Annotated in this window: 24 protein-coding genes and 1 pseudogene; 17 read left to right on the forward strand and 8 right to left on the reverse strand. The window is 63.6% G+C overall.

Features of this window, described 5'->3' with window-relative positions:
* Positions 1-8: 8 nt before the first annotated feature.
* Positions 9-848 (reverse strand): helix-turn-helix transcriptional regulator, encoded by an 840-nt coding sequence (locus tag CSW57_RS09810; protein ID WP_099382630.1) that lies wholly within the window; start codon positions 846-848, stop codon positions 9-11.
* 176 nt (positions 849-1,024) lie between these two features.
* Here CSW57_RS09810 and CSW57_RS09815 point away from each other — a divergent pair, with 176 nt between their 5' ends.
* Together CSW57_RS09815 and CSW57_RS09820 are read left to right on the forward strand one after the other, a co-directional pair.
* Complete coding sequence (locus tag CSW57_RS09815; RefSeq protein ID WP_099382631.1) at positions 1,025-1,474, forward strand: nuclear transport factor 2 family protein; 450 nt, start codon at positions 1,025-1,027, stop codon at positions 1,472-1,474.
* 123 nt (positions 1,475-1,597) lie between these two features.
* On the forward strand, positions 1,598-3,082 hold the full coding sequence (locus tag CSW57_RS09820) for a phospholipase D-like domain-containing protein (protein ID WP_099382632.1): 1,485 nt from the start codon (positions 1,598-1,600) through the stop codon (positions 3,080-3,082).
* A gap of 23 nt (positions 3,083-3,105) precedes the next feature.
* Here CSW57_RS09820 and CSW57_RS09825 read toward each other — a convergent pair whose 3' ends face one another.
* Both CSW57_RS09825 and CSW57_RS09830 read right to left on the reverse strand, forming a co-directional pair.
* Complete coding sequence (locus CSW57_RS09825; protein ID WP_099382633.1) at positions 3,106-4,296, reverse strand: acyl-CoA dehydrogenase family protein; 1,191 nt, start codon at positions 4,294-4,296, stop codon at positions 3,106-3,108.
* Positions 4,293-5,525 carry a CoA transferase gene (locus CSW57_RS09830; RefSeq protein WP_370623935.1) on the reverse strand — a complete coding sequence of 411 codons (1,233 nt, stop codon included), beginning with the start codon at positions 5,523-5,525 and terminating at the stop codon, positions 4,293-4,295. Before CSW57_RS09830 ends, CSW57_RS09825 begins: the two co-directional genes overlap by 4 nt.
* 135 nt (positions 5,526-5,660) lie before the next feature.
* Between CSW57_RS09830 and CSW57_RS09835 the strand changes: the two genes are divergently transcribed.
* The 5 genes and pseudogenes from CSW57_RS09835 to CSW57_RS09850 all read left to right on the forward strand — a co-directional run bounded on the left by CSW57_RS09835 (position 5,661) and on the right by CSW57_RS09850 (position 10,638).
* Positions 5,661-6,872 (forward strand): acetyl-CoA C-acetyltransferase, encoded by a 1,212-nt coding sequence (locus CSW57_RS09835; RefSeq protein WP_099383281.1) that lies wholly within the window; start codon positions 5,661-5,663, stop codon positions 6,870-6,872.
* Positions 6,873-7,016: 144 nt separating this feature from the next.
* A pseudogene (locus CSW57_RS24680) lies at positions 7,017-7,109 on the forward strand (LysR family transcriptional regulator); the annotation flags it as partial.
* A 9-nt stretch (positions 7,110-7,118) separates the two neighbouring features.
* On the forward strand, positions 7,119-7,898 hold the full coding sequence (locus tag CSW57_RS09840; protein ID WP_223249161.1) for a LysR family transcriptional regulator: 780 nt from the start codon (positions 7,119-7,121) through the stop codon (positions 7,896-7,898).
* A gap of 160 nt (positions 7,899-8,058) precedes the next feature.
* Entirely contained in the window at positions 8,059-9,570 is a 1,512-nt protein-coding gene (locus tag CSW57_RS09845) for an amino acid permease (protein ID WP_099383282.1), read from the forward strand.
* Positions 9,571-9,612: 42 nt separating this feature from the next.
* Positions 9,613-10,638 carry an aminotransferase class IV gene (locus tag CSW57_RS09850; protein ID WP_099382634.1) on the forward strand — a complete coding sequence of 342 codons (1,026 nt, stop codon included), beginning with the start codon at positions 9,613-9,615 and terminating at the stop codon, positions 10,636-10,638.
* 147 nt (positions 10,639-10,785) lie between these two features.
* Here the strand turns inward: CSW57_RS09850 and CSW57_RS09855 are convergent, their stop codons facing one another.
* From CSW57_RS09855 to CSW57_RS09865, 3 genes are all read right to left on the reverse strand, one after another.
* Positions 10,786-11,313, reverse strand: a complete 528-nt coding sequence (locus tag CSW57_RS09855; protein ID WP_143696507.1) for a hypothetical protein — start codon at positions 11,311-11,313, stop codon at positions 10,786-10,788.
* An 83-nt stretch (positions 11,314-11,396) separates the two neighbouring features.
* Positions 11,397-11,882 carry a TspO/MBR family protein gene (locus CSW57_RS09860; RefSeq protein ID WP_099382636.1) on the reverse strand — a complete coding sequence of 162 codons (486 nt, stop codon included), beginning with the start codon at positions 11,880-11,882 and terminating at the stop codon, positions 11,397-11,399.
* Positions 11,883-11,966: 84 nt separating this feature from the next.
* Positions 11,967-12,395 (reverse strand): PLD nuclease N-terminal domain-containing protein, encoded by a 429-nt coding sequence (locus tag CSW57_RS09865; RefSeq protein WP_223249162.1) that lies wholly within the window; start codon positions 12,393-12,395, stop codon positions 11,967-11,969.
* Between the two features lie 203 nt (positions 12,396-12,598).
* On the opposite strand from CSW57_RS09865, the gene CSW57_RS09870 reads away from it, so the two are divergent.
* The 3 genes from CSW57_RS09870 to CSW57_RS09880 all read left to right on the forward strand — a co-directional run bounded on the left by CSW57_RS09870 (position 12,599) and on the right by CSW57_RS09880 (position 14,803).
* Positions 12,599-13,483 carry an LLM class flavin-dependent oxidoreductase gene (locus tag CSW57_RS09870; RefSeq protein WP_099382637.1) on the forward strand — a complete coding sequence of 295 codons (885 nt, stop codon included), beginning with the start codon at positions 12,599-12,601 and terminating at the stop codon, positions 13,481-13,483.
* 209 nt (positions 13,484-13,692) lie between these two features.
* Entirely contained in the window at positions 13,693-14,193 is a 501-nt protein-coding gene (locus tag CSW57_RS09875; RefSeq protein ID WP_099382638.1) for a hypothetical protein, read from the forward strand.
* Positions 14,194-14,410: 217 nt separating this feature from the next.
* Positions 14,411-14,803, forward strand: a complete 393-nt coding sequence (locus CSW57_RS09880) for an STAS domain-containing protein (protein ID WP_099382639.1) — start codon at positions 14,411-14,413, stop codon at positions 14,801-14,803.
* A gap of 11 nt (positions 14,804-14,814) precedes the next feature.
* Here the strand turns inward: CSW57_RS09880 and CSW57_RS09885 are convergent, their stop codons facing one another.
* Positions 14,815-15,900 (reverse strand): NAD(P)H-dependent amine dehydrogenase family protein, encoded by a 1,086-nt coding sequence (locus tag CSW57_RS09885; protein ID WP_099382640.1) that lies wholly within the window; start codon positions 15,898-15,900, stop codon positions 14,815-14,817.
* A 64-nt stretch (positions 15,901-15,964) separates the two neighbouring features.
* A complete protein-coding gene (locus CSW57_RS09890) occupies positions 15,965-16,993 on the reverse strand; it encodes a Rieske 2Fe-2S domain-containing protein (protein WP_099382641.1) in 1,029 nt (342 codons plus the stop codon).
* A 180-nt stretch (positions 16,994-17,173) separates the two neighbouring features.
* Here CSW57_RS09890 and CSW57_RS09895 point away from each other — a divergent pair, with 180 nt between their 5' ends.
* The 7 genes from CSW57_RS09895 (at position 17,174) to CSW57_RS09925 (ending at position 23,919) form a co-directional block, all read left to right on the forward strand.
* Entirely contained in the window at positions 17,174-17,794 is a 621-nt protein-coding gene (locus tag CSW57_RS09895) for a TetR/AcrR family transcriptional regulator (protein ID WP_099382642.1), read from the forward strand.
* A 133-nt stretch (positions 17,795-17,927) separates the two neighbouring features.
* A complete protein-coding gene (locus tag CSW57_RS09900; protein WP_099382643.1) occupies positions 17,928-19,211 on the forward strand; it encodes a lipase family protein in 1,284 nt (427 codons plus the stop codon).
* Between the two features lie 85 nt (positions 19,212-19,296).
* Positions 19,297-19,656 (forward strand): SRPBCC family protein, encoded by a 360-nt coding sequence (locus CSW57_RS09905; protein ID WP_370623936.1) that lies wholly within the window; start codon positions 19,297-19,299, stop codon positions 19,654-19,656.
* Positions 19,657-19,784: 128 nt separating this feature from the next.
* Positions 19,785-20,564, forward strand: coding sequence for a class I SAM-dependent methyltransferase (locus tag CSW57_RS09910; protein ID WP_099382645.1), 780 nt, complete (start codon positions 19,785-19,787; stop codon positions 20,562-20,564).
* A 159-nt stretch (positions 20,565-20,723) separates the two neighbouring features.
* Entirely contained in the window at positions 20,724-21,098 is a 375-nt protein-coding gene (locus CSW57_RS09915) for a DUF2834 domain-containing protein (RefSeq protein WP_099382646.1), read from the forward strand.
* Positions 21,099-21,205: 107 nt separating this feature from the next.
* Entirely contained in the window at positions 21,206-22,540 is a 1,335-nt protein-coding gene (locus CSW57_RS09920) for a hypothetical protein (RefSeq protein WP_099382647.1), read from the forward strand.
* A 53-nt stretch (positions 22,541-22,593) separates the two neighbouring features.
* Positions 22,594-23,919 carry an outer membrane protein assembly factor BamB family protein gene (locus CSW57_RS09925; protein WP_223249163.1) on the forward strand — a complete coding sequence of 442 codons (1,326 nt, stop codon included), beginning with the start codon at positions 22,594-22,596 and terminating at the stop codon, positions 23,917-23,919.
* Positions 23,920-23,965 lie beyond the last annotated feature (46 nt).

The following is a 23,965-nucleotide window of genomic DNA, read 5'->3' on the forward strand; positions in this document are numbered from 1 at the left end:
CAGCGACTCTAACTGCTGAGCGCCTGGGTTCCGATGACACCGAGAAGGTCCAGCCGCTCCCTGGCCTCGGTCCCTGGCTGGGGGAAGTAGACGAGCAGGTGCTGGTCTGCCTTTTGGGTCACGAGGGTCTCGCACAACAGCGCGATCTCGCCGACCTCCGGGTGGATGAACCGTTTGAGAGCACTGGTCCGCGTGGCCACGTGGTGCTCGGACCACAATGCCGCGAACTCATCGCTGGCTGAGTGAAGGGCGCCGACCAGCTCGGTGACGGTGGCGTCGTCGCCACGTTTGGCCGCGATCGCCCGCAGATCGCTGACGTGTTTGTGGCTCATCCGGGCCCAGTCCTCGGGATTGAAGCGTTCCCTCGTCGCGGGGTCGGTGAACCAGCGCCAGGTGTGGAAACGGTCCAGACCGGTGACCGTCGACTGATCGCCGAGAAGAAGCAGGTTCATCCGGTTCTGGGCCAGCGTCTCGCCGAGGTCGGAGATCACGCACGCCGGAATGTCGTCGAGTTTGTCGAGGAGGTGCAGCAAGCCCGGACCCACGTGGGAGTCGCCGCCGATACGCGGGGGCGGAGCATGTCCGCACAACAGATAGAGGTGGTCGCGTTCGTCGTCGGTGAGTCGCAGGGCCCGCGCCATCGAGGCGACGATCTGGGTTGACGGATGCGGACCACGAGATTGCTCGAGCCGGGTGTAGTAGTCGGTGGACATCCCGGCCAGCACGGCGACCTCGTCGCGACGCAGGCCTGGCGTGCGGCGGCGCACGCCCGCGGGCAACCCGACATCGCGCGGCACCAGGGCCGCGCGTCGGCGGCGCAGGAAATCGGCCAGCTCGGCGCGATCCATTCGTTGACTCACATCCACCACTGTGCCGTTCGTGCGTCATCCGAACCAGGGATCGGCGGTCCCACGATGACCGGAAGAGGCCATCACCGACCTGTGCAGGTCTTGTGTTCGTCCGCAGGCACTGCAACGCCGGTATTCGTACACAAAGCCTGCATGGGTCGCCTACTGTCCCTGCCGTGGCCGAAAACGACGAACGTGCGATCACCAACCTGATCGCGTCGTACGCCGAACTGGTGGACGCAGGTGACTTCGCCGGTGTCGGTGAGCTGCTCGCGCATGCGTCGTTCGGTAGCGGAGAAGGGTCGTTGACCGGCGCCGGCGCCATCGCGGAGATGTTCGGGAAGTCTGTGATCACCTACGACGACGGCACTCCCCGCACCAAGCACGTCACGACGAACATCCACCTCGAGATCGACGGCGCGTCGGCGGCCGTGCGGTCATACTTCACGGTCCTTCAGGCGGTGTCCGGGTTGTCGCTACAGCCGATCATCGCCGGGCGGTACCGGGATCGCTTCACGAGAACGGCCGACGGCTGGCAGTTCGCCGAACGGGTGGTCACCATCGATTTGATCGGCGACGTCAGCGGGCATCTTCGCGGGACGCGACCCGCTCCCGTCACCGACTGAGCACCCTCACCACCCTGAGCACCGTCACGACCCTCGTACCGCTGGTCAGCGCCGCCGAATGGATGAGTCCAACAGGACCATGTACTTTTAGCATCGCTATTCATCGAAGAAGTCGAGGACTCAGTGACCGAAGACAGCCGCGTGCTGGTTCCCGGCGACACGTGCTGGCAGATCGCTCGAGCCGACCGCCTCGCCTGCATCATCGATGCCGCCGACTACTTCTTCTACGCCAAGTCGGCCATGCTCGAGGCACGCCATCGGATCATTCTGATCGGCTGGGACTTCGACACCCGCATCAAGCTCGAGCCGGGCGGCCAGACCCTGGAGGGGCCCAATCGTCTCGGCGATTTCCTCAAGTGGTTGCCGAAACACCGGCCCGGCCTCGACATCCATCTGCTGAAGTGGAATCTCGGCGCTCTGACCGCCATGACCCGGGGGATGGCCCCGATCTTCGTCGAGAACTGGCTGACCGACGAAAGCCTGCACTTCGAACTCGACGGCGCTCACCCCGTAGGGGCCGCGCATCACCAGAAGATCTTGGTGATCGATGACCAGCTCGCGTTCTGCGGCGGCATCGACATGACGGTCGACCGGTGGGACACCTCAGACCACAAGGACAGCAACGACTTCCGTACCAAGCCCAGCGGAAAGTCCTACGGCCCATGGCATGACGCGACCACCGCCGTCGATGGGGACGCCGCGCGAGCGATCGGCGAGATGGCCCGCGACAGGTGGAAGGCCGCGACCGGGACAGCGCTCGATCAGATAGCCATTGATTCCGAGGGTGACCAGTGGCCCAAGGGTCTGGTCCCGACGCTGGAGTCGGTGGACGTGGCCGTCGCACGCACACTGCCGGAGATTCCGGGCCGCGACGAGGTGCGGGAGATCGAGGCGCTGTACCTGGCGGCCATCGCGAGTGCGCGGCGTTATCTCTACATCGAGAGCCAGTATCTGGCGTCACGAACCATCGCCGAAGCGATGGCCGAGCGTCTCGGCGAGTCCGACGGACCCGAGATCATGGTGGTGCTGCCACGCAACGCCGAAGGCTGGCTCGGACAGCAGACCATGGACGGCGCCCGCCACCGACTGCTCAAGCTCCTGTGGAATGCGGACGTGCACAACCGTTTCCGTGCATTCCATCCCGTGACCACGGGGGGCGAGCCGATCTACGTCCACGCCAAGATCCTCATCATGGACGACAGCGTGCTCCGGGTCGGCTCGTCCAACCTCAACAACCGCTCGCTCGGGTTCGACAGCGAATGCGACCTCGCCGTCGAGATCCGCGACGACGATGCCGCCGCCGACGAGCACCGAGCAAGCATTCGGCACGTTCGCGATCGCCTCCTCGGCGAGCACCTCGACGTCGGGACCGAGGGCTTCATGGATGCACTCGGGAAACACAAATCGCTGGTGGCCACCGTCGATGCGCTTCGTGGAGACGGCAAGACACTGGTGGAGTTCGACCGGGAGGCCATCGACGGCGAGGAGAACCCCCTCGCCGAGAACGAGCTGATGGATCCAGAGCAAGCGCCCTCGTCCCTGTTTCAGCGAACGTACCGGGAACTCGCCCGCAGGCGCTCGGCTCGACGCCAATCTGCCCACGGCTGAACGGCTTACGCGCCCGGAAGGCCTCAGAGCGCGTACGTGCGCATCACACCCTTGCTGATGATGGTCTTCTGGATCTCGCTGGTGCCTTCACCGATGAGCAGGAACGGCGCCTCCCGCATCAGACGCTCGATCTCGTATTCTTTCGAGTAGCCGTATCCGCCGTGGATACGGAAACTGGCCTGGGTCACCTCGGAGCAGTACTCACTCGTCAGGTACTTGGCCATGCCGGCCGCAACGTCGTTGCGTTCTCCCGAGTCCTTGAGCCGCGCAGCATTGATCATCATCAGGTGCGCCGCCTCGACCTTGGTCGCCATTTCCGCCAGCGAGAACGCGATGGCTTGATGCTGCGCGATGGGCTTGCCGAACGTGCTGCGTTGCTGTGCATATCGCGCGGCGAGTTCAAACGCGCGCAGGGCGACACCGCATGCGCGGGCAGAGACGTTGACGCGACCGACCTCGATGCCGTCCATCATGTGCCGGAAGCCCTGGCCGGGGGTGCCACCGAGGACCATGTCCGACGAGATCCGGTAGTCGTCGAAGAAGAGCTCGGTGGTGTCGATGCCCCGATAGCCCATCTTCTCGATCTTCCCGGGGATCGTGAGTCCCGGCGCCACCTCGCCGAATCCCACGGGCTTTTCGACGAGGAACGTGGTGAGGTTCTCGTGCGCCTTCGCCGACCGTTCGTCGGTTCGCACCAGAGCCGCGACGAGAGTAGAACTCCCGCCGTTGGTGAGCCACATCTTCTGACCGTTGACGAGGTAGTCGTCGCCGTCGCGTGTGGCGCGGGTTCGGATTGCGGCCACGTCTGATCCCAGCTCGGGCTCTGACATCGAAAACGCGCCGCGCACTTGCCCTGTCGCCATCCGCGGCAGAAAGTGCGACTTCTGTTCGGCCGTGCCGTGCTGCCGGATCATGTACGCCACGATGAAGTGGGTGTTGAGCACACCCGACACACTCATCCACCCGCGCGCCAACTCCTCGACACACAGGGCGTAGGTCAGCAGCGACTCACCGAGTCCCCCGTACTCCTCGGGGATCATCAACCCGAAGAGTCCCATATCGCTCATCGTGTCGACCAGAGCCTGAGGGTAGGTGTCGGAGCGTTCGAGTTCCTGGGCGCTCGGGATCACATCCTTCTCCACGAAATCGCGCACCGTGGAGAGGATTTCCTTCTGCACGTCGGTGAGACCTGGGGTTTGCGCGAGTCGGGTCATTCGGTGTCCTTCGTGGTTGGTCGGGTGGTTGCGCGCACCACGCCACGGGTGTGGAGGTCGGCGATCTGTGCGTCGGCGAGGTTCAGGTACTCCGCCAGCACGCGCGCCGTATCGTCTCCGTTGGCCGGTGCTGGACGGGCGGGTGGATGTGCGCCCTCGAACGTCATCGGCGTGGTCGGTGCCAGATAGCTGCCGATGCGCGGCTGCTCGACCAGACCGAACATGGGGTTGTCCATCACCTTTGGGTCGCGGGCAACCTGCGCAAAGGTGCGGTAGCGCTCGTACACCACCGACGTCTCCGCCAGGGCTGCCTCCGCCTCGTCGGCGTTCCGTTCGGCGAACCACACCCCGAACAAACCGTCGAGTACCCGGCGATGACGGTAGCGGTCGCCGTCCTTCGTGAAGTCCACGCGCAGTGCGGTTTCCACCGCTGTGACCGCATCGGCAGTGCCGGTGACCTCGGCGAGGTCGCGGAAGTGCCGCGGCGTGATGGCAACCACCATGAGCCGCTCACCATCTGCTGTCGCGAAGTCGCAACCGTAAGTGCCATAGATCCCGTTACCCACCCGCGGTCGATCATCGCCGCCGAGCTGCGCCTCGGCCAGGTATCCGAGATGCCCGGTGGTCGCCAGCGCGACATCTTCCAGCGGCAGCACCACCCGTGCACCGGCGCCGGTCTCCGATCTACGGATCACCGCCGCGGTCACCGACAGCGCCGCGTACAGGCCGCATGCCACATCCCACGCCGGCAATACGTGGTTCACCGGGCTCGCCGTGGTCGATGGGCCGGTGACAAGCGGAAAACCCGTGGCCGCGTTGACCGTGTAGTCGAGGGCACCCGAACCGTCGGCGCGGCCGAGGACCTGAACGTGAATGAGATCAGGTCGGATCGCGGCGAGGGAGTCGTAGTCGAGCCACTCTCGTCCGGCCGCATTCGTCACGAGCACACCGGCTTCGGTGATGAGATCACGGACCAGTGCGATCGCCTCGGGGTCGCGGAAGTCGACTGCGACAGATCGTTTGCCCTTGTTCAGATTCGCCCAGTAGATGGACTCGCCTTCGTCGGTGACCGGCCAACGGTGGTAGTCGGCAGCGCCGCCGATCGGGTCGACTCGGATGACCTCGGCGCCAAGTGCTTCCAGTGTCATCCCAGCAAGAGGGGCGGCGACGAAGCTCGACACCTCCACGATCCGTAGCCCCTTCAGTGGCGAGGTCGGCGTGTCGGTCACCGCAAGCGATCCACGGATTGCAGATAGGTGGTCATAGGGAACACCCTGCCCGGCATCGGCCCGTAGGTCCAATGCACCGACCGGCCATGTTTTCGGTCTTCAGCGTGCATGATGGATCCGCTGAGAGGAGCCGGTGTGCGCGATGTGGTGATCTGTGAGCCGATTCGGACCCCTATCGGTCGGTATGGCGGAATGTACAAGTCCCTGACCGCCGTCGATCTCGGTGTCGCCGCCATGACCGGGCTGATCCATCGCACCGGTCTCGCACCTGACCAGATCGATGACGTGATCCTGGGCCACTGCAACGGCAACAGTGAAGCTCCTGCAATCGGCCGCGTGGTGGCCCTCGACGCCGGCCTACCGGTGACCGTGCCGGGAATGCACGTCGACCGCCGGTGCGGGTCAGGTCTGCAGGCCGTCATCCAGGCTGCTTTCCAGGTGGGCAACGGCGACAACGAACTCGTGGTCGCCGGTGGCACCGAATCGATGAGCAACGCATCGTTCTACTCGGTCGACATGCGCTGGGGCGCCGCGCGAACGGGGGTCCAGATGCACGACAGCCTCGCCCGCGCCCGGTCCACGGCAGGTGGAAGGCACCACCCAGTGCCCGGCGGCATGATCGAAACCGCCGAGAATCTGCGCCGCCGGTACGGCATCAGCCGCGTCGAACAGGACCAGCTCGCAGTGACGTCTCATGCACGCGCGGTGGCGGCACAGCAGGACGGCGTCCTGGCCGAAGAGATCATCCCGGTCGGTGTCTCGGTTCGCGGTGGCGAGAAGGTGATCGACACCGACGAACATTCACGTGCCGACGTGACCATGGAGAAGCTCGGTGCGTTGCGTCCGATCATGGCTGCTGACGACCCCGACGCCACCGTCACCGCAGGCAACGCCAGCGGACAGAACGATGCGGCTTCACTCTGCGTGGTGACCACTGCCGAGAAAGCGGCTGCGCTCGGCCTCGATCCGCTGGTCCGGCTGGTGTCCTGGGGAATCGCCGGCGTGGGGCCGGAAGTGATGGGCATCGGCCCCGTCCCGGCGACAGAGAAGGCGCTGGCCAAGGCGGGATTGACGTTGTCGGACATCGATCTGATCGAACTCAACGAGGCATTCGCGGCCCAGGCCCTCGCCGTGATGCGGGAGTGGGAGTTCGGTGCCGGTGACCTCGACCGCACCAACGTTCACGGTTCGGGGATCTCGCTCGGTCACCCGGTCGGCGCGACGGGCGGACGAATGCTTGCCTCCCTTGCCCGGGAGATGCGTCGCCGAGATGCGCGGTACGGGCTCGAGACCATGTGCATCGGCGGCGGTCAGGGTTTGGCCGCGGTGTTCGAGATTGTTCGCTGAGGTCGTTCTGCACTTGACCGGCCTTCCGACCGCTGGTCCGTTAGGCTGCGTATTTGGCGATGACCAGTCGTTATCTCTTGTGTCGCCTGGTCTTCGGAGTGAAGGAGGACGACCACGAGCACCGAGGTCACACTTCGCCAACTCCGTTACTTCGCCGTACTGGGCGACGAGCTGAACTACCGCAGGGCCGCCGAAAAGCTCTTCATCTCTCAACCCGCGTTGTCGACAGCGATCTAGCAACTCGAGTTGCAGTTCGACGTCCGACTGTTCACCCGTAACACCCGAGAGGTGTCGCTCACCGACACCGGACGCGAATGGCTACCGCGCGTACGGGAAGCGTTGCACGGCGTCGACCTCGCGATCGATGACCTCATCACCCGGTCCCGGACTCTGGACGGCACTCTACGGATCGGCTACCTCATCGGCACCGGGGCGGACCTGCTGTTCAAGGTCGTTCGTCACTTCGAGGCCGCGCACCCCGACGTCACGGTGGAGACCACGGAGTACGACTTCGCCGACCCGACCGCCGGCCTCGCCGACGGCACGAGCGAAGTCGCGCTGATCCGGCCTCCGGTTGATCTCGACGAGCACCGCATGCTGATTCTCGACTCCGAGAACTGGGTGGCATGCCTTCCCCGCGACCATCGTCTCGCAGGCGCAGATGAGGTCGTCATCGAGCAATTGCTCGACGATCCGATCGTGTGTGCCCCGATGAGCGCGGGCACGTGGCGCGACTATTGGCTGGGCATGGATGCTCGCGCAGGACGTGAACCGACGATCGCGGCGGTCGCGGCCACGTACGAGACGGAGACGACGATGATCTCCCGTGGTCTCGGGATCAGCTTCACCACCTCGGCGTGTGCCCGACTGTACGAGCGGCCCGGCATCGTCTACGTGCCGATCGCGAACCGCCCGCCGAGCTACACAGCGTTGGCGTGGAACCCCCGGCATCTGAGCCGGGAGGCCGAGGCGATGGTGAGCCATGTTCAGGCCGAATGGAACTTTGGAGAGGTGCTCGATCTCTGAACCATTCCGTTCGGGTTATTGCGGACGGTCCGATAACCCAGGGTTATCACCCGATTGATATTCGGAACTTCCGGCCCCCCCCCGTAATGGGGTTGTCTAACCGCAGTCGGCTCCGTAGTCGTAGCCACGCATCGTTCGAATGCCTCACCTGGAGCCCACCATGACAGACACCACCGCGCACAGGCCTCCCGCCGGTCGCGCTGCACCACCAGCCGCCGGCAATTCCGAAGACGCGAAACTCGCCGAGTTCGGGTACACGCAGAAGCTCGATCGCTCGGTCGGAAAGCTCGCGTCGTTCGCCATCGGCTTCGCAACCATCAGCGCGACGACCGCGGTGTTCTCCGGTTTCGGTACCGGCTACTTCACCGCAGGGGCACCGTTCGTCTGGACTCTTGTGCTCGCCGCCGCAGTGTTCGCGATCTGGGCTCTGATAGCCGCTGATCTCGCTGCCAAGATCCCCCTGGCGGGCTATGCCTATCAGTGGACCAGTCGGATCAACGGTCCCGACCTCGGCTGGTTCACCGGCTATGTCGCTCTCATCGGCTGGATCAGCGGAATGACCGGCGTCGGATACGTCTTCACCGGCTACTTCGGCGGAGTGGTCGGCTGGACCATGACTCAGACCGAGCAGATCTTGATGACCATCGCCGTGGTGGCGGTCTGCGTTCTGATCAACATCTACGGTGTCCGGTTTGCCACCACGGTCAACAACATCGGCGTCAGTCTGGAACTGCTCATCACCGTCGGTGCCACCATCGTCATTGCCGTCATCGCGCTGTTGATCCATGACGACCACCAGCCGATCTCGGTTCTCTTCACCGGCGGCACCCAGGGCGATCACGACACGTATGTGGCCGCGTGGCTTGCGGCGGCGCTCGGACCGTTCTTCGGCCTGCTCGGCGTGGAAGCGGGAGCCGATGTGGCCGAGGAGACCAAATCCGCTCGACATGTGGTGCCACGCACGATGTTCTACGCTCTCGCCACATCTGTTGTCATCGAACTGGCGATGTACATCGTTTACGTTCTCGCGATCCGCGACACCGACTCCCTGGAAGCGGCGACGGTGTCCCCGATCGAGGAGATCCTCAACCAGCAGGTGGGCTCGGTGGCCACCAAGATCATCATCGCCATCGCCCTCACCAACATCCTTGCGTGCCTACTCGCCAACATGTTGGTCGCGACCCGCCTGACCTATTCGATGGCCCGTGACAACATGCTTCCGTTCTCGGGAATCCTGCGCCGAGTGTCCCCCACCCGGCAGACACCGATGTATGCCGTTGTCGCGCTGGGACTCTTGTCAGCAGGCCTGTTGATGTCGGCACTGGTCAACGAGCAGGCCTTCACCTACATCCTCGGGATCGCGACCCTCGCGTTCTTCTCCGTCTACATCCTCCAGACCGCCGGCTTGATCGTCGGAGCCCGGCGGGGCACCATCCCTGCTGCCGAACCGGGCACTTTCGATCTCGGACGTGCCCGCATGCCCATCTACATCGTCGGGCTCATCGTCTTCTGCGCTGTCGAGATCGCCCTCCTCGTGCTCCCGCAATTCGCAGGCAACGGCTGGGTGTTCTTGGGAGTGGTTGCAGTCGGCGCCCTTTGGTGGGTCGCTGCACTGCGGCCACGCCTTCAACGCGGTGACGCCGGCAAGGACTTCGCGGCCACGCACCACTGAAGCTGACCCTCCCGCAACCCAACCATCGAAAGGACTTCGAACATGACCACCAGCAACGACATCGACTACTCCGCCAGCAACCTCGTGAGCGTCGCGCCAGGCGCGATCCGGGAACCCACACCGTCGGGCTCTGTGATCCAGTACAGCGAATACGAACTCGACGAATCGAGCCCGTTCGCCGGCGGCGCAGCGTGGGTCGAAGGCGAGTATGTTCCGGCAGCAGAAGCCCGGATCTCATTGTTCGACACCGGTTTCGGCCACTCAGACTTGACGTATACCGTGGCACATGTGTGGCATGGCAACATCTTTCGGTTGAAAGATCACATCGACCGGGTCTTCGACGGCGCGAGAGAGCTTCGTTTGCAGTCGCCGCTGTCGAAGGCAGAGGTCGAAGACATCACCAAACGATGCGTCAGTCTGTCGCAACTACGCGAGTCCTTCGTCAACATCACGATCACCCGCGGCTACGGGGCGAGGAAGGGCGAGAAGGATCTGAGCAAGTTGACGTCTCAGATCTACATCTACGCAATTCCATACCTGTGGGCATTTCCGCCTGAGGAGCAGATCTTCGGCACGTCGGCGATCGTGCCCCGCCACGTGCGCCGTGCCGGACGCAACACGGTGGATCCCACGGTGAAGAACTACCAGTGGGGCGACCTGACCGCCGCGAGCTTCGAGGCAAAGGACCGAGGCGCCCGAACCGCCATCCTGCTCGACTCGGACAACTGCGTCGCCGAAGGTCCCGGATTCAACGTGGTGATGGTCAAGGATGGCAAGTTGTCGTCGCCGTCACGGAATGCGTTGCCCGGCATCACCCGGCTGACGGTCATGGAGCTTGCTGCCGACATGGGGATCGAGTTCACCCTGCGCGACATCACGAGCCGCGAACTGTACGAGGCCGACGAACTGATCGCTGTGACCACCGCCGGTGGCATCACTCCGATCACGTCACTCGACGGCGTGCCGCTGGGCGATGGTGAGCCCGGTCCGATGACGGTTGCGATCAGAGACAGGTTCTGGGCGCTCATGGACGAGCCGTCGCCTCTCGTCGAGGCGATCGAATACTGATCTTCGGCTCGTCTCATAGATTGCTGTCGGCCACCCAGCCTTCCTCAGCCAGCACCGTCGACAAGGCGACGGCTGCGCAAGGAGGCTCGGTGACGCCAAATCGTGGGCAGCGGGCTCGTAATTCGTTGTGCAAGTGCCGTTGTGGTGTCAGACCGAACGGTTCCTCTCCCGTGGTGCGATCACACCCCACAGCGAGACGTACACCTCGGCGGTACCGACTCCGAGCCCGGCGATGTCGCACTTGATCTCGACGCGACGGTAGTTGGGCTCGGTGCGGTCGACGGCGCTCAGCTGGTCCGGCGTCAGCATTGTCATCACCACCGAGATCGGCGGGCCGGGGCGACGGAACGGGGCCGCGGGGATGAACCCGGCGACGCTGCGGTGCGCACTGTGGCCGACAGAGATGTCGCTGACGGTGCCGAGGAGGAACGGAACACACCCATCGACATCAGCGAGCTTTCGCCTCATCACCGCTGCACAGGCGTTTGAACCCACCGCGATCACCGGCCGGCGTTGCGACAGTCCAGGTTTCGCCGCCCTGTGCAGCTCGCGCTCGATGCCCTCGACCGTGGCAAGCTGTCGGTACTCGTCGTGTACGAGCACGCCGGTGCCGGCGACAGCTCGGCCGGGGTACTCCATGGGCCGGGCCGTCAGGTCGTCGTCACTCTCGGACACCGGGCACATGATATCGACGCTCAAACGCAGGTTTTGTGTTTCTTCACAGGCGCTGCAACGACTGCAAGGAGACACAAAGCCTGCTAATTCTGCGGCCAGCGATTACGACGCCAGATCGCAGCCGACAGAACCGTCGCGAAAGCGCACCACGCGGCGTACGGAACCAGCGCCGTGGAAGCAATCGGCGACCCTGGCTGCGCGCGCCGAACCAGATCGACACAACTCAGTGTGAGCGCACCTGCGGTCGCGGTCGCAGCATCGAGACGATGCGCTTTGAAGAAGACCCAGGTCCAGGACCCGTTGAGGACCAGATTCAGGTACAGCGCTCGTTCGAAGGCGGCCGCGTCGATGTGCCGACCCTGCTCGTGCAAACGGTCGACCACCACCGCCGAGCTGATGGCGACATCGCTGTAGAGCGCGGTCCACACGATCGGGAACGCGACGGACGGTGGCTGGAACGGCGGCTTCGACAGCTTGCGGTACCAGCGGGTGTTCACGTCTTGCGACGCCAACGCGCCGATGCCTGCTGTCAAACCTGCGGCGGCGGATGTCTTGACCAGTGAGCGCATATCGGGCCCCTTTTCGACGACTCAGCCAACGGTACGTCGCCGGTTCGCAGGTCCGAGGGGGTTTCGCGTGACCTGAACGGGCTGTCAGCCTTCCTCGCGCCGACGGCGCCGCCATTCCAGATCGGCGTCGCGCCGCTGCTGTTCAGCTCGTTCGCGGCAGCGCTGCAAGAACTCCGCGTCCGCGACGGGGTCTTGCGGGACGAACCGGCCTTTGCGGTCATATTCGGGAAACAGTGACCCGGCACCACGGTCGACGGGCCGGCGACGATTGCGGACACGAGGGCGACCGCTGAGAAACCACACCACCGATCCGACAAACGGAAGGATGATCACCAGCAGCAGCCAGCCCCACCGCGGCATGCCTTTTGGCTCACCTTCACCGCCGACGATGTCGACCAGCGAGGCGATCATCAAGATCAGCACGATGAGTGTCACGTAGGGCATGTACGGCCCCCACCAATACATCCCCCACCAGTACGGGTAGTACAACGGCACACTCGCCCCCTCGGTCACATGATCGGCGCAACTCTTTCACGATGGCCGCTGCGTGAATAGACACTGAGCGATGGACATCTCCGGCGGAAGGCATTTTCTGTCGATCGATAGGCTGATTGCCGGAGCTGCCGACGCAATGCTCGCGCAGGGACTGATCTGATCGGCGAAACCGGCACCCCACCCGGTGGTGATCATGGAGGATCAGGTTCGTGCAGGTCGGAATGACGTTGCCGGTGATGGAACCGGACCTCGATGCAACAGTTCTCAAACAGTGGGCGAAAGCCGTTGACGATGGGCCTTTTTCGTCCATCTGCTGGGGCGAGCGCATGGCCTTCGACAATCCCGACAGTCTCACGTTGCTCGGTGCAGTTGCCGCGTGGACCGACCGGGTGCAACTGGTCACCACGGTGATCGTGCCCCAGCTCCACGACCCGGTCATGCTGGCGAAGGCGCTCGCAACAGGCGACATGCTCTCCGGCGGGCGGTTGACGGTCGGACTCGGGGTAGGCGGACGGCACGAGGACTATCGAGCAGTCGGCGCCGACCCGAAGAGTCAGACCATCCGCGGCATGGCCGACCGCGTCGCGATCATGAAGCGGGTGTGGGCCGGCGAACGGATCACCGATTCAGTGCTCCCCGTCGGCCCCTCACCCGAGCAGGAGGGTGGACCTCGGCTGATGGTCGGAACCATCGGGCCGAAAACGGTTCGCTCCGCGGCGCATTGGGCCGAGGGCTTGGCCGGGACCACGCTTGACCTGGACGTCGACAAGCAGAAAGCGCTGTTCGACGTCGCCACCACCTCGTGGGCGGAGGCAGGCAAGAAGCCACCGCATCTGGCGACATCCTTCTGGTTCGCACTCGGCGATCCCGAACCCGCCCGCGCGCAGATCCACCATCACCTGCGTCGGTACATGAATTGGATTCCTGCCGACTTCGTCGACGCCATCGCTCCCACCACCGGCTGGGCGGGCGACGAGAATCAGCTTGCCGAGGTATTGGCGAAGTTCGCTGCCATCGGCACCGACGAGATCCACCTCATCCCGACCAGTTCAGACGTCAGTCAACTTCAACGCGTTGCGGACGTGGTCGAGGCATTTCGCGATTAGTCCGATCCGGAAATCTCGCCCAAAACCGCTCGATCGACAGACGGCTCGATCGAACAGACGTCATTCACTTGGACCACCTTTGTCCGGTAAGTAACACGGCTGCCGAGATCATTCGATATCGAAATGACGATCGCATCGCAATTCTGCTGTGCGATTGTTCGATGAAATCAAAATTCGCTCAAGAATCCCGAACAGCGTGGAGGTCAGAAATGCGATTTGTGAAAAAGTGCGTGGCAGCAGCAGGGGCCGCGATGACAGCGCTTGCCATCTCGGTGGGGACCACACCGGCCGCAGGTGCCGCTCCAATCGGACCGACGCTGACCGCAGCGCCGGTCACCGTCTACCAGATTCCGGCAATCGGGTTGCAGATCAGTGGCCTTCTCACTGGCGGACCGCTCCTGGCATCAATCCAGGCAAGTGCGCAAGCCCCCGGACTCACCACATTCTCCGCTCCTGCGAGCCCGGTGACATGTTCGACCACTGCAGCAGGCGCACTAGTACGAATCGACTACATCAATCTCTCCACCGGCGTTCGCGGGAGCAGCACCGTCAAACCCTGCCGCTACTTCCTCGATCCCGCGCCCACGCACCAGACGGTGAACACCGGATCAGGCCCGGTTGCCTTCACGGTTTCGTTGAAGGGGTCGTCCGCATACCCGAATGCGGGCCAACCCTCCCTTCCGGGCGGTGGCGGTTTCATCGCGCCGTGACCCAATGACACCGGCAGAGGTGCGCGCCGGCGCCGTGGTTGCACATCCGGGGCGCACCTCGCCCGCCGTTACCTGTCCGTTACCGTTCGTCACGATTGCGCGCCGAAGCTCGTTGCGCATTGCTTGGGTGAGCGCAACTTTCTAGTGTTCAGGCAGAGCCACCAACCAGACGCCCGAGTTTGCGTGGATTCCCGTATCGAACGAGAAAGGCAGAACAATGAGCACAGATTTCCTGGCACCCGAGTTCTCCGACCACGAGTGGCCGTTCGAGATCAGTGTCGAATCCTTCACCGACGCTCACGCAGTCGTCCGGGTGAGTGGCAACGCCGACATGGTGACCTCTCCGCAGCTTCTGGCGGTGATCAATGCAGCGATGGCCAATTACTCAGAGGTGGTACTCGACCTGTCTCAGGTGAACTTCTTCTCCTCTGCCGCCGTCGATGTGGTGTTCGAGGCGTACGCTCGCCGGCCCGACAGCTTCAGGGTCTTCGCGCCGGTCCGTCCGGCCCGTCAGGTACTCGAACTGTTTGCCGACGAGCGCCTGCTCACCGAAGCGCCAGCTCCGGTCGTCGACATCCGCCGCGCTCCCGGCCTTCAAGACGCGTCCTGATCACAGGGGTTTCAGAGCTTGAAACGGCCCGCCATGCCCCGCAAGGGCATGTCTGCACTCGTGAGGATTCCTGGTCGCGCGTTGACCACTGAACGGATCGAGTTCAGCGCGGGCAAACCTGTGACGGTCATGCCGATGGATGCGAAATCCTCGGGATTGTCGAGTCGCACACCGGGTTTCGGGAAGATCATGTGCTTGCTGTAGATGTTCGGGTCGCCCTGGATATGGGTGATGTAGCAGCCCTTGATATCCCAGCTGGGCGCGGTGTGGGGTGTCATCTGCCATTCCAGGTGTGACTCGACCCGCGGCACACCGTCCACCATGCCCTGGTACTTGATGTAGTTCGCGCCCAGCGAACCCTTCGGCATCTGATACCACCCAAGGTCCACGTCTTTGGTGCACGCGCCAAGCTCATAGGAGAACTTGACCTCGTCCAGCTCCAGATCAAAACAATCGGCCATCATGTAGACGCTGTCGGAGAACACTCTCGTGTACTTCTCCAGCGATCCGGGAATGGACGGGTCGTCGATCGGACGTCCGTACCCGACCTCTTTCCACGTCTCCACCGAGTGGTGGCAGGACACATCCACGGATTCGATGACGGTCACGTTCTCGATGTCTGCCACATCCGCGGAGTGGACGACTCCGAGTATCTGGCACAGTCCCGGGTTCATACCGGTGCCATAGAAGGTGGAACCTCCTCGCTGACAGGCGGCTTCGAGTACCTCGGTGGTCTTCTTGCCGGACGGGTGCGGGTGGTTCTGATTTCTGTGGTGCCCCGTGATCCAGTCGGCCGTGGTGACGATGTTGATGCCGGCTTCGAGCACACGCTCGTACAGTTCTTCGTCCGGGAACACCCCGTGGAAGGTCAACACATCCGGCTTCGCAGCGATGATGTCGTCCACCGATCCGGTGGCGATGACCCCGTTCGGCGCCAGGCCCGCTATCTCGCCCGCGTCCCGGCCCACCTTCTCCGGGGTGTAGCAGTGCAAGCCGATCAGCTCCAGGTCGGGATGACTTGCGATCCGCTTGATCATCTCGGTTCCCACATTTCCTGTGGCCACCTGGAATACGCGAATCTTCTCAGCAGTACTCATGTGTTGTCTCCCTGTTGATCTCGGCTTGTGTACGGATCATCGGACCGGGCGGTTCGACCACCGATCACGATGTGGCCTCGACTGTCGACGTGTGAGCGTGGGCGCGGTTCTGCTCATCGGGATAGAACTGCGCGGCCCAGGCGCGCAGGGCCCGAAAGCCCTCGAACTCTTTGCGCGAGAGGGCCGGTGGGTCGGAGTATCGCTGGTGCGCCCAGATGTTGATGTCGGCCGCGAACTGTTCGATGATGTAGTTCGCCATCGTTTTCGCGTAGTCGTTCATCTCCGCGGACTGGTCACCGGGCTTGCGCCCGATCCACACCGCGAACCGGACATCGGACGTGTTGTCGTCGACGGGCGTCACCGCGGACAGCGTGCGGTTGTCGACCATGCCCCAGCTCTTGGTGACCGCCACGCCGAGTCCGCCGTTGATGGCCTCCACCCCGCTGCTGACATCGTCTTCGGAGACTGCGTCGTCAAAGGCCACCGTGAAGTCGACATACGAGACCGGCTCGTCGAAGTCCTGCCGGGTGAACTCTGGGATAAAGGGCGTTTTGTGCACGAATTTGAAGTGGGCGAAGTCTACGCCGTTTTCCATGATGTATTGCGGATGCAGTTCCAGCCGTTCGCGGTAGAGCACGCCGACGGGGAACGAGGGGTAGTAGTCGTCCGCGCTCTTGCCGTCGTCGAAGTCGGCAAACACATCCGGAACATCGAAGTAGGGGGCTCGGCCCTCCACGTCGTGCCAGATCCAGATGGATTCGTTGCGCTCGACGACGGGATAACTGCGGATCCGCCGGCCCTTGTTCGGATGATTCTCGTAGGGAATGCAGACATTCCGGCCTTCAGAGTTCCATTCCCATCCGTGAAACGGGCAAACCAGGTTCTCCCCCTCCACATGTCCGCCGTAGCCGAGGTGGGCGCCGAGATGTTCGCAGTACGCGTCGAAGACCGCCACCTGGCCCGACGTGGTTCGCCATGCCACCATCTCGCGGCCGAAATACGTCATCCGGTGGACTTCGCGCACGGTGACCTCAGCCGACCAAGCCACCTGAAACCAGCCGGTCGGCTTCATGGACAGTGTGGGTTTGGCCACTCCGAACCTCCGCGTTTTCTGAATTACGTTGTGCCGCAGTCGACGCCGAGTATCCACTCGGATGGACCACGCACCCTGCGGCGGCCGCGCTGACCACAACCGTAGAACCATCTGTGAAACTTGTAAAGAGGGTTCTTTGAAAGTAGGCGTCGCGGCTGACACCGACTACCATCAGCTGTCATGACCGAAGTGGCGGCGCCGAGCAGGCGGGCGAACAAGCGAGGAATCGCCACCCGCGAGAGCATGATCAAGTCCGCCATCACCGCGTTGGCTACAGGCGACCCCGGCGCCGTGTCGGGAAACCGGATCGCGCGGGACATCGGGGCCACCTGGGGCGTGGTGAAGTATCAGTTCGGCGACATCGACGGGTTGTGGGCCGCCGTACTCCGCTACACCGCCGAGCAACGTGGCGATCTGCCCGCGAACGTCAAGCCGGGAGGCACCCTCGAAGAACGGGTGACCGGGCTCATCGAGGCGATGTACGTCGGGCTGCGATCGCCGGAATCTCTGGCGATCGAGACACTGCGTGCGGCCCTGCCCCGCGAACGCACCGAACTCGAGCGCGACTTCCCCCTCACCGCAGCCGAGCTCGCTTCCTGGAAACCGCGCTGGGACAACGCTTGTGAGCGTGCGTTCGCCGACCTGGGTGTGGATCCGGTGCGGATCCGGCAGATGGCTGCGCTGATCCCGGCCGCCATGCGCGGCATCACCTCGGAGCGAACCCTCGGGACGTACGGCGACCTCGATGACGCCCGCGACGGCTTGGTCAACGCCATCATCGCCTACCTGAACTCGCAGTAGCCACCGAAAGCCTCTAGCGACTGGCTTTCTTAAACGCGGAGTGAATGATCGTTATTTAGTTGCGGAGCATCGGGTTTCGTGAACAGTCATCGAACTCACTCCACGGTCGAGACACCGGTGTTTTAATACCACCATGTCATTTGGTGGTCGGACCCTTGCCCTGCGTGTCGTCGCCGCAGTCGGTCTCCTCGTCGGGTCGTTGGCGCTGGCGGGTGTCCCTGCCGCGCAGGCGGATCCGGGGCCCGGGTCCCCGCTTCCGTCGGCCGACCCCTTCTACAGCTACGACGGGTCGCTCTCCGACATCACGCCGGGCACGGTACTGCGGAGCCGGCCGATGACTTTTCGGACGCCGACGCTCGACACCCCGATCACCGGTAACCAGGTGCTCTACCGCACAACTGATCAACAAGGCAAAGGCGCGGTCACCGTCGCAACAGTCCTGCGACCGTTGATCCCCGGACCGACGAAGCTGATCTCGTACCACATGGCCTACGACGCCCTCGGGTCTCAGTGCGATCCGTCGTACACACTCAGCGGCGGATCATCCAGTCCCATCGCCGAGGCCGAACAAGCAGTGATCGCCGGATACCTGGCCGCCGGATACACCGTGGTGGCGCCCGACTACGAGGGTGAAGAACTGGAGTGGACCATCGGACGCCAGTCCGGCTATGCCGCGCTCGACGGCCTTCGTGCGGCCGAGGCGTTCTTGAAACTGCCGGTCTCCACCCCAATCGGGCTGGTCGGGTACTCAGGCGGTTCGGTACCCACCCAGTGGGGCGCCGAGGTGGCACCGAAGTATGCGCCCGAACTGAACATCATCGGCGTTGCGGCAGGCGGATTGCCCGTCGACCTCGCCCACAACCTTCCCTATATCAGCGGCGGCACGCAGTGGGCGGGCGTGATCCCGGCGCTGATCGTCGCCTACCAGCGCGCCTACGATCTCGACACCAGCAAGTTCATCTCCGACTACGGCCAGCAGCTGATGCAAACGGTCAGCTCCGAATGCATCGCCAACTTCGCCGGTGACTATCCCGGCCTGACGGACGCCCAGATGGTGAAGGCCCCGTACACCTCGCTGTTGCAGGTGCCGCAGGTTGTCGGCGCGATCGACGACAACATCATGGGTAGCCAGGGAACCCCGAAGGCGCCGTTGTTCCTGGCTGTCGGGCATGCCGACCCCATCGGCGACACCATCATGGTCACCGACGACGTGGTCGGTCTGGCACACGAATACTGCGGCCGCGGAGTCGACGTCACCTACGCGCAGTACAACGGTCTGACGCACCAGGAATCGTTCCCACCGTTCGAGGCACAGGGCTTCGAGTACCTGACCGAGCGGTTTGCGGGTATCCCTACTCGTAGCAACTGCGCCGGCATTCCCGCCGGTAACAGCCTCGCCCCCATGCCGATACCGTGATTGCTGTTTGAACTAGAGCGGCTCTGGCTAAGTCCTACCCATGCGCCTGGGTTTCCGACATCGAATGCCGACTGTGGAGCTCGCCATGTCGCTGCCGTCGGATGCGGTGTGGGACGTCCTGGTGGATCTGACGTCGTGGCCGAAGTGGGGCCCGACGGTTGCCGGTGCTGAGCTCGATGAGCCCGGGCCGCTGGCGCTGGGGATTCGCGGCAAGGTGTGGACACCGGTCGGCGTGCCGCTGCCGTTCGAGATCAACGAGTTCATCGACGGCCGGGTGTGGGCTTGGCGAGTGGCGGGTGTGCCCGCCACCCGGCACGAGGTGATCCCGACACGGGGCGGCTGCGTACTCAGCATGGCCGTGCCGATCTGGGCGCCGGCCTACTTGAGCATCATGGCGGTCGCGGTGCCCCGCATCGAGCGCCTCGCTACGACGAGAGCATCTTGATCCCCATCTGACCCTGTCTACCTTTCGCCTGATCGCCCAGGTTTCGCGCTGCCAAGTTGGCTACCCTCAAACTGGGGGCGGTGCCGCGTACGGCCCGACTGCACAATCTGTGGGAGCGAGGAGCTGTCGTGGTCGATTGGGATGGCGAACGTTACGCCGATGTCAGTGCCCTGCAACGGATGGTCGCGGAGGTGTCGATCCAAGGCCTGGATCTCTCCGGGAACGAACGGCTGCTCGACGTCGGCTGCGGAGACGGCTTCATCACCATGCAGCTTGCCGAACGACTGCCGAACGGGTCTGTCGTCGGTGTCGACGCCTCGCGGCGCATGATCGACAAAGCGCTGACGCGCGTACCTCCGGACCTACTGCGAGTGCAGTTTCACGTCGACAACGCTTTGGATCTCCCCTTTGATCGCGACTTCGACGTGGCGGTGTCGTTCAACGCGTTGCACTGGATTCACGATCAGGCCACCGCGCTGAGAGAGATCGCCCGCAGCTTGACCGACGGTGGTCGTGCCGTCATCCAGGTTGTCTGCGAGACCGAGCGGCCCAGCATCGAGGATGTGGCAATGCAGGTTGCGCAGGACCCGCTCTGGGAGAGTGACTTTCGCGGGTTCACGGCGCCGTACTTCCACGTCGAGCCGGATCACTTCCGCGAGTTCGCGGCCTCCGCAGGCTTCACGGCCTCGGACTTGACCGTTCAGGATCTCCGATGGCAGTTCGAGTCGACGGAGGCTTTCGCCCAATGGTTTGCGGTCGGTGCGACGGAGTGGACGAACAGACTCGGTGATGCCGGTGGCCGCGATTTCGTCCATGAGGTGATCGAGCAATACCAAGATGTGGTCGGCGAGCAGGCAGTCTTTCTCTTCGCCCAGATGCGTGCTGCGCTGATGCTCTCGAAGCACTGAATCCTGCTGCGACTGGCGACGTCTGGCCGTTCGTGTGCTCGCAGCAGCTCGTCACCGTACACTCGCCGCGGTACGGATCTGCGTAGGTTCGAGTGTGTCCAGACCGGACCGGCTCAACAGACTCGTGCGCGCAGGAATTTCCTACCTAGAGGAGAACCCATGCCGAAAACCGTTTCACAGTCGGACGTCTGGCGCCGCCGTTCACTGATGGCGACCTTCGTCGCCGCACTGGTCACGCAGAACGCAATAGCCATTCCCTACGTGAAGGAGAATGGCCCGAAGTCGGTGCTGGACTTCTTCGTCGGGGACATCCACAAGACGACACCGGGCCGCTTCGCGATGGTCGACCTCATGTACGTGGTCATCGGGTTCCATATCTGGGCGTTCTCGGAAGCGAAGAAGCTCCACATCATCCGATGGTGGGTCGCTTCATTTGTTCTCACCTTCGGGGTGGGCATCGCGACCGCGATCCCTTTCTTCCTGCTCGCCCGGGATCGCGCCCTCGAGCGCCGCGCGGGTGAGCCTCGCCTCTAGGTAGTAGCCGCCGCTGCAACGACACGGCGCTGTAGCCACCGGTCGCGGTGACCAGCGCTGGCCATATCGCCATGGCTGCCGTAGCGTCCGCAACGGGGAGGAAGTGGATGAACGAGCAGGAATCGTCACGCGCGAAGCAGGCGTGGACCTACGCGCTGATCATGGTGTCCGTCGTAGCCGTTGTGATCGTGGTGGCCGGCCTGCTGAGGCCGTCGCCAGATCCTGAACTGACCACGCTGCCAACAACATCGACGACGGATCCCGATCCGGCTGCGCCCGAGGACGTCGACATCGTTGAAGAACCCGTGGACCCGACCGCACCGATTCCGGGGTGCGAAACGGTCGAGCCACCACCCACCGATTCGGGTCGCTTCAGTGTTTTCACGTCCAGTAGCGACCCCAGCTACGACAATCCCGAGTTCCCATGGTTTAGCGGTCCAAAGGCGACCGCGATGTCGAACGCTGCGGTCGCGTCACTGCCCCCACGTGCAGAAGTTGAGTTCGCAAGCCCGGAGAAGTCACTTGTGTTCCAGCCAGTATCTGACCTCGGCGGAGCGCAGCCAGAGCCGGAAGGCTACACCTACGCGACGGCTGCGTTGGTCAACGACGACGCCAAAGGCAGTGTCTACCTACAGGTACAGAAGAACGCCGACCCGGTTCCCGCGTGTGTGGCGGGCTATCTCGACGAGCGACGCACTCTCGCCGATGGCACGATCGTCGACGTCCACGACACCTGGGAAGAAGTGAATGGCTCCCGCACTCTTAGACGATCTGCGCGTGCTTACGTGTCCGATCAGTCGTGGATCCATGCGACCGCCTACGACATTTCTGGCGACGCGCAACAAGAGCACAGCGGGAAGATCCCTCTGGCAATCGATGATCTGGTGCGAATTGTCAGTGATCCCGGACTCCGGGTCAGCACCCCTGTCCCACCGGGCACACCCGCGCCGTCAAAAGGGTGCGGGGATTCCTTCGACGACGGCGGCCCCGCCATTACCCGGGAGCAGGCCCGCAGGCTCGATACCATCCTCGCGGCGATCGATCTCCGCGGCCGAAAGCTGCCTCCGTTGCAACTCGCCAGCTATTCGGATGACGTTGTGTGCACAGATCTGCCGGTGTCGGACGTGACTGCAGGACTGAAGATCTCGATCACCGGAGGCCAGCCACTTCCTACTCCTGAACGCCCGGTTCCCGGGTCCAGTGGTCAGCGCGAGATGCGGACGCTTCCCGACGGGACCGTCGTGCAGACGCAGCAGTCCTCCGGTTCGATCTCAACAACGAGCAGTCCCGACAACTCGCAGAGAGAGACGACCAACTCCGTCGAAGTGACGCGTCCCGGCGGAACTCAGATCTCTGTCAGTTCCAGCGCGGCGGTACCCACGACGCCGCTGTCATTGGAGGATCTCGAATCCATCGCTCTCACGGATGGATTGGAGCTGTAGCCGTGCCCAACAGGAGTACGCGGGCGCTTATCGCAGCTGCGACAGCCGCCGTCGTGACGGTCACTGCAGCCGCGGTCGTGGTGGCCGACCAAGGTCAAACGTCGGTCAAGAAGATCACTGGGACAAACGAGGACACGCCGGGGCTCGCTTGGTCGCTCGATGCCGCGGAGTACCTCGGCCGTCCGTTCGCCGACTTCTCGGATCCCCGCGGGGGATCGTCGTACATGTCCGGCACTCCCGGATTCATCCTGGCCGCAGACACTCTCGTGACCATTGTCGGCATTCCGACCGACAGGTACGTCCTCGACGAGGCCGCAATGATCGGTATCGACCCCGAAAGCGGTGCGGTGCGCTGGCGAGCGCCCGCCGCGGATCTCGAGCAGTGCAGCGGGCAGCCGATCGATGGGAAGATCTACTGCTACGCACAAGCCGATGGCCACGCGATCGTCACGTACGACCTCAAGTCGGGTGCGTCAGAGAGGCGTTCCGTCGAGGAGTACATTTTCGGTCTCACGACCACCGCTGACACCCTGTACATCATCGAAGGCAGCCCCGAAGACGGCGAGGTCCGTGTCCACTCGGGCGGCTTCGACGACGTTTCCGCCAATTGGACGCAGAGCTTCGACGTCAGCGGCGGATGGGAAGACGTGTACCAGTCGGGCGTACTGACCGTGACCGACGGAGTCGGGCTCGTACGAATGGGCATCTCCATGGCACAGTTCGATGCCGAATCCGGCAACCTGTTGTGGGGCAGCGGCGAGAGCTGCGTCTCCAGCGCGGCCCTCGAGTCCGGAGGTGTTGTGGTCCAATCGAACGGCGGCTGCGGGTACGTCGACTCCGAGTCTGAGCAGCTTCTACGCGGGCCGGATGGGAAGGTGCTCGCGACCTCGCAGAGTCCGGTAGTGCAGTATCCGGTATTTGAGCACGCCACCGACGCAGATCCCCCTGTCCTGCTCGGTGATTCCGCATACGATCGCACGACCGGCAAGTACCTGTGGGAGAGCTCAGATCTCGTTGACGGGGAGTCAGGGACGGTCACCGCTGTCGTCGGGCACACCGCCTACCTCCGCGATCCGGCGAACCAACGCGCGATAGGCATCGATGTGAGGTCTGGAAGGCAGATGTGGCGCGTCGATGGCGACCAGTCGTTGACACCCCTCGCTTCCGGTGGCGGGTTGCTCCTCGGGTCCGGTGTGCTCGACGGGTCTGAAGCCCTCATGGCCGTCGACATCGGCACCGGCGAGACCGTGTGGACAGCGCCATTTGTGGCCATCGACCCAGATCCCGAGACATTCCGATCGGGCGGTGCGATGACACCGTACGACAATGGGTGGATCTACTCCTCGGACCGCCGGATGATCGGCCTCACCCCGCTCTGAGCGAGGTACTGCTCTTGTGGCCGCCGCACTTGGTGACGGAGCGAGT

The organism is Williamsia muralis (assembly GCF_002735905.1).
GTDB lineage: Bacteria > Actinomycetota > Actinomycetes > Mycobacteriales > Mycobacteriaceae > Williamsia > Williamsia muralis_A.

What these genes read in the sequence shown, in the direction of transcription:
- CSW57_RS09810 (WP_099382630.1), bottom strand. Translation starts at nt 848, where the DNA reads ATGGATCGCGCCGAGCTGGCCGATTTCCTGCGCCGCCGACGCGCGGCC.
- CSW57_RS09825 (WP_099382633.1), bottom strand. Translation starts at nt 4,296, where the DNA reads ATGACCCGACTCGCGCAAACCCCAGGTCTCACCGACGTGCAGAAGGAA.
- CSW57_RS09845 (WP_099383282.1), top strand. Translation starts at nt 8,059, where the DNA reads ATGACAGACACCACCGCGCACAGGCCTCCCGCCGGTCGCGCTGCACCA.
- CSW57_RS09850 (WP_099382634.1), top strand. Translation starts at nt 9,613, where the DNA reads ATGACCACCAGCAACGACATCGACTACTCCGCCAGCAACCTCGTGAGC.
- CSW57_RS09860 (WP_099382636.1), bottom strand. Translation starts at nt 11,882, where the DNA reads ATGCGCTCACTGGTCAAGACATCCGCCGCCGCAGGTTTGACAGCAGGC.
- CSW57_RS09870 (WP_099382637.1), top strand. Translation starts at nt 12,599, where the DNA reads ATGACGTTGCCGGTGATGGAACCGGACCTCGATGCAACAGTTCTCAAA.
- CSW57_RS09875 (WP_099382638.1), top strand. Translation starts at nt 13,693, where the DNA reads ATGCGATTTGTGAAAAAGTGCGTGGCAGCAGCAGGGGCCGCGATGACA.
- CSW57_RS09880 (WP_099382639.1), top strand. Translation starts at nt 14,411, where the DNA reads ATGAGCACAGATTTCCTGGCACCCGAGTTCTCCGACCACGAGTGGCCG.
- CSW57_RS09885 (WP_099382640.1), bottom strand. Translation starts at nt 15,900, where the DNA reads ATGAGTACTGCTGAGAAGATTCGCGTATTCCAGGTGGCCACAGGAAAT.
- CSW57_RS09895 (WP_099382642.1), top strand. Translation starts at nt 17,174, where the DNA reads ATGACCGAAGTGGCGGCGCCGAGCAGGCGGGCGAACAAGCGAGGAATC.
- CSW57_RS09900 (WP_099382643.1), top strand. Translation starts at nt 17,928, where the DNA reads ATGTCATTTGGTGGTCGGACCCTTGCCCTGCGTGTCGTCGCCGCAGTC.
- CSW57_RS09905 (WP_370623936.1), top strand. Translation starts at nt 19,297, where the DNA reads ATGTCGCTGCCGTCGGATGCGGTGTGGGACGTCCTGGTGGATCTGACG.
- CSW57_RS09915 (WP_099382646.1), top strand. Translation starts at nt 20,724, where the DNA reads ATGCCGAAAACCGTTTCACAGTCGGACGTCTGGCGCCGCCGTTCACTG.
- CSW57_RS09920 (WP_099382647.1), top strand. Translation starts at nt 21,206, where the DNA reads ATGAACGAGCAGGAATCGTCACGCGCGAAGCAGGCGTGGACCTACGCG.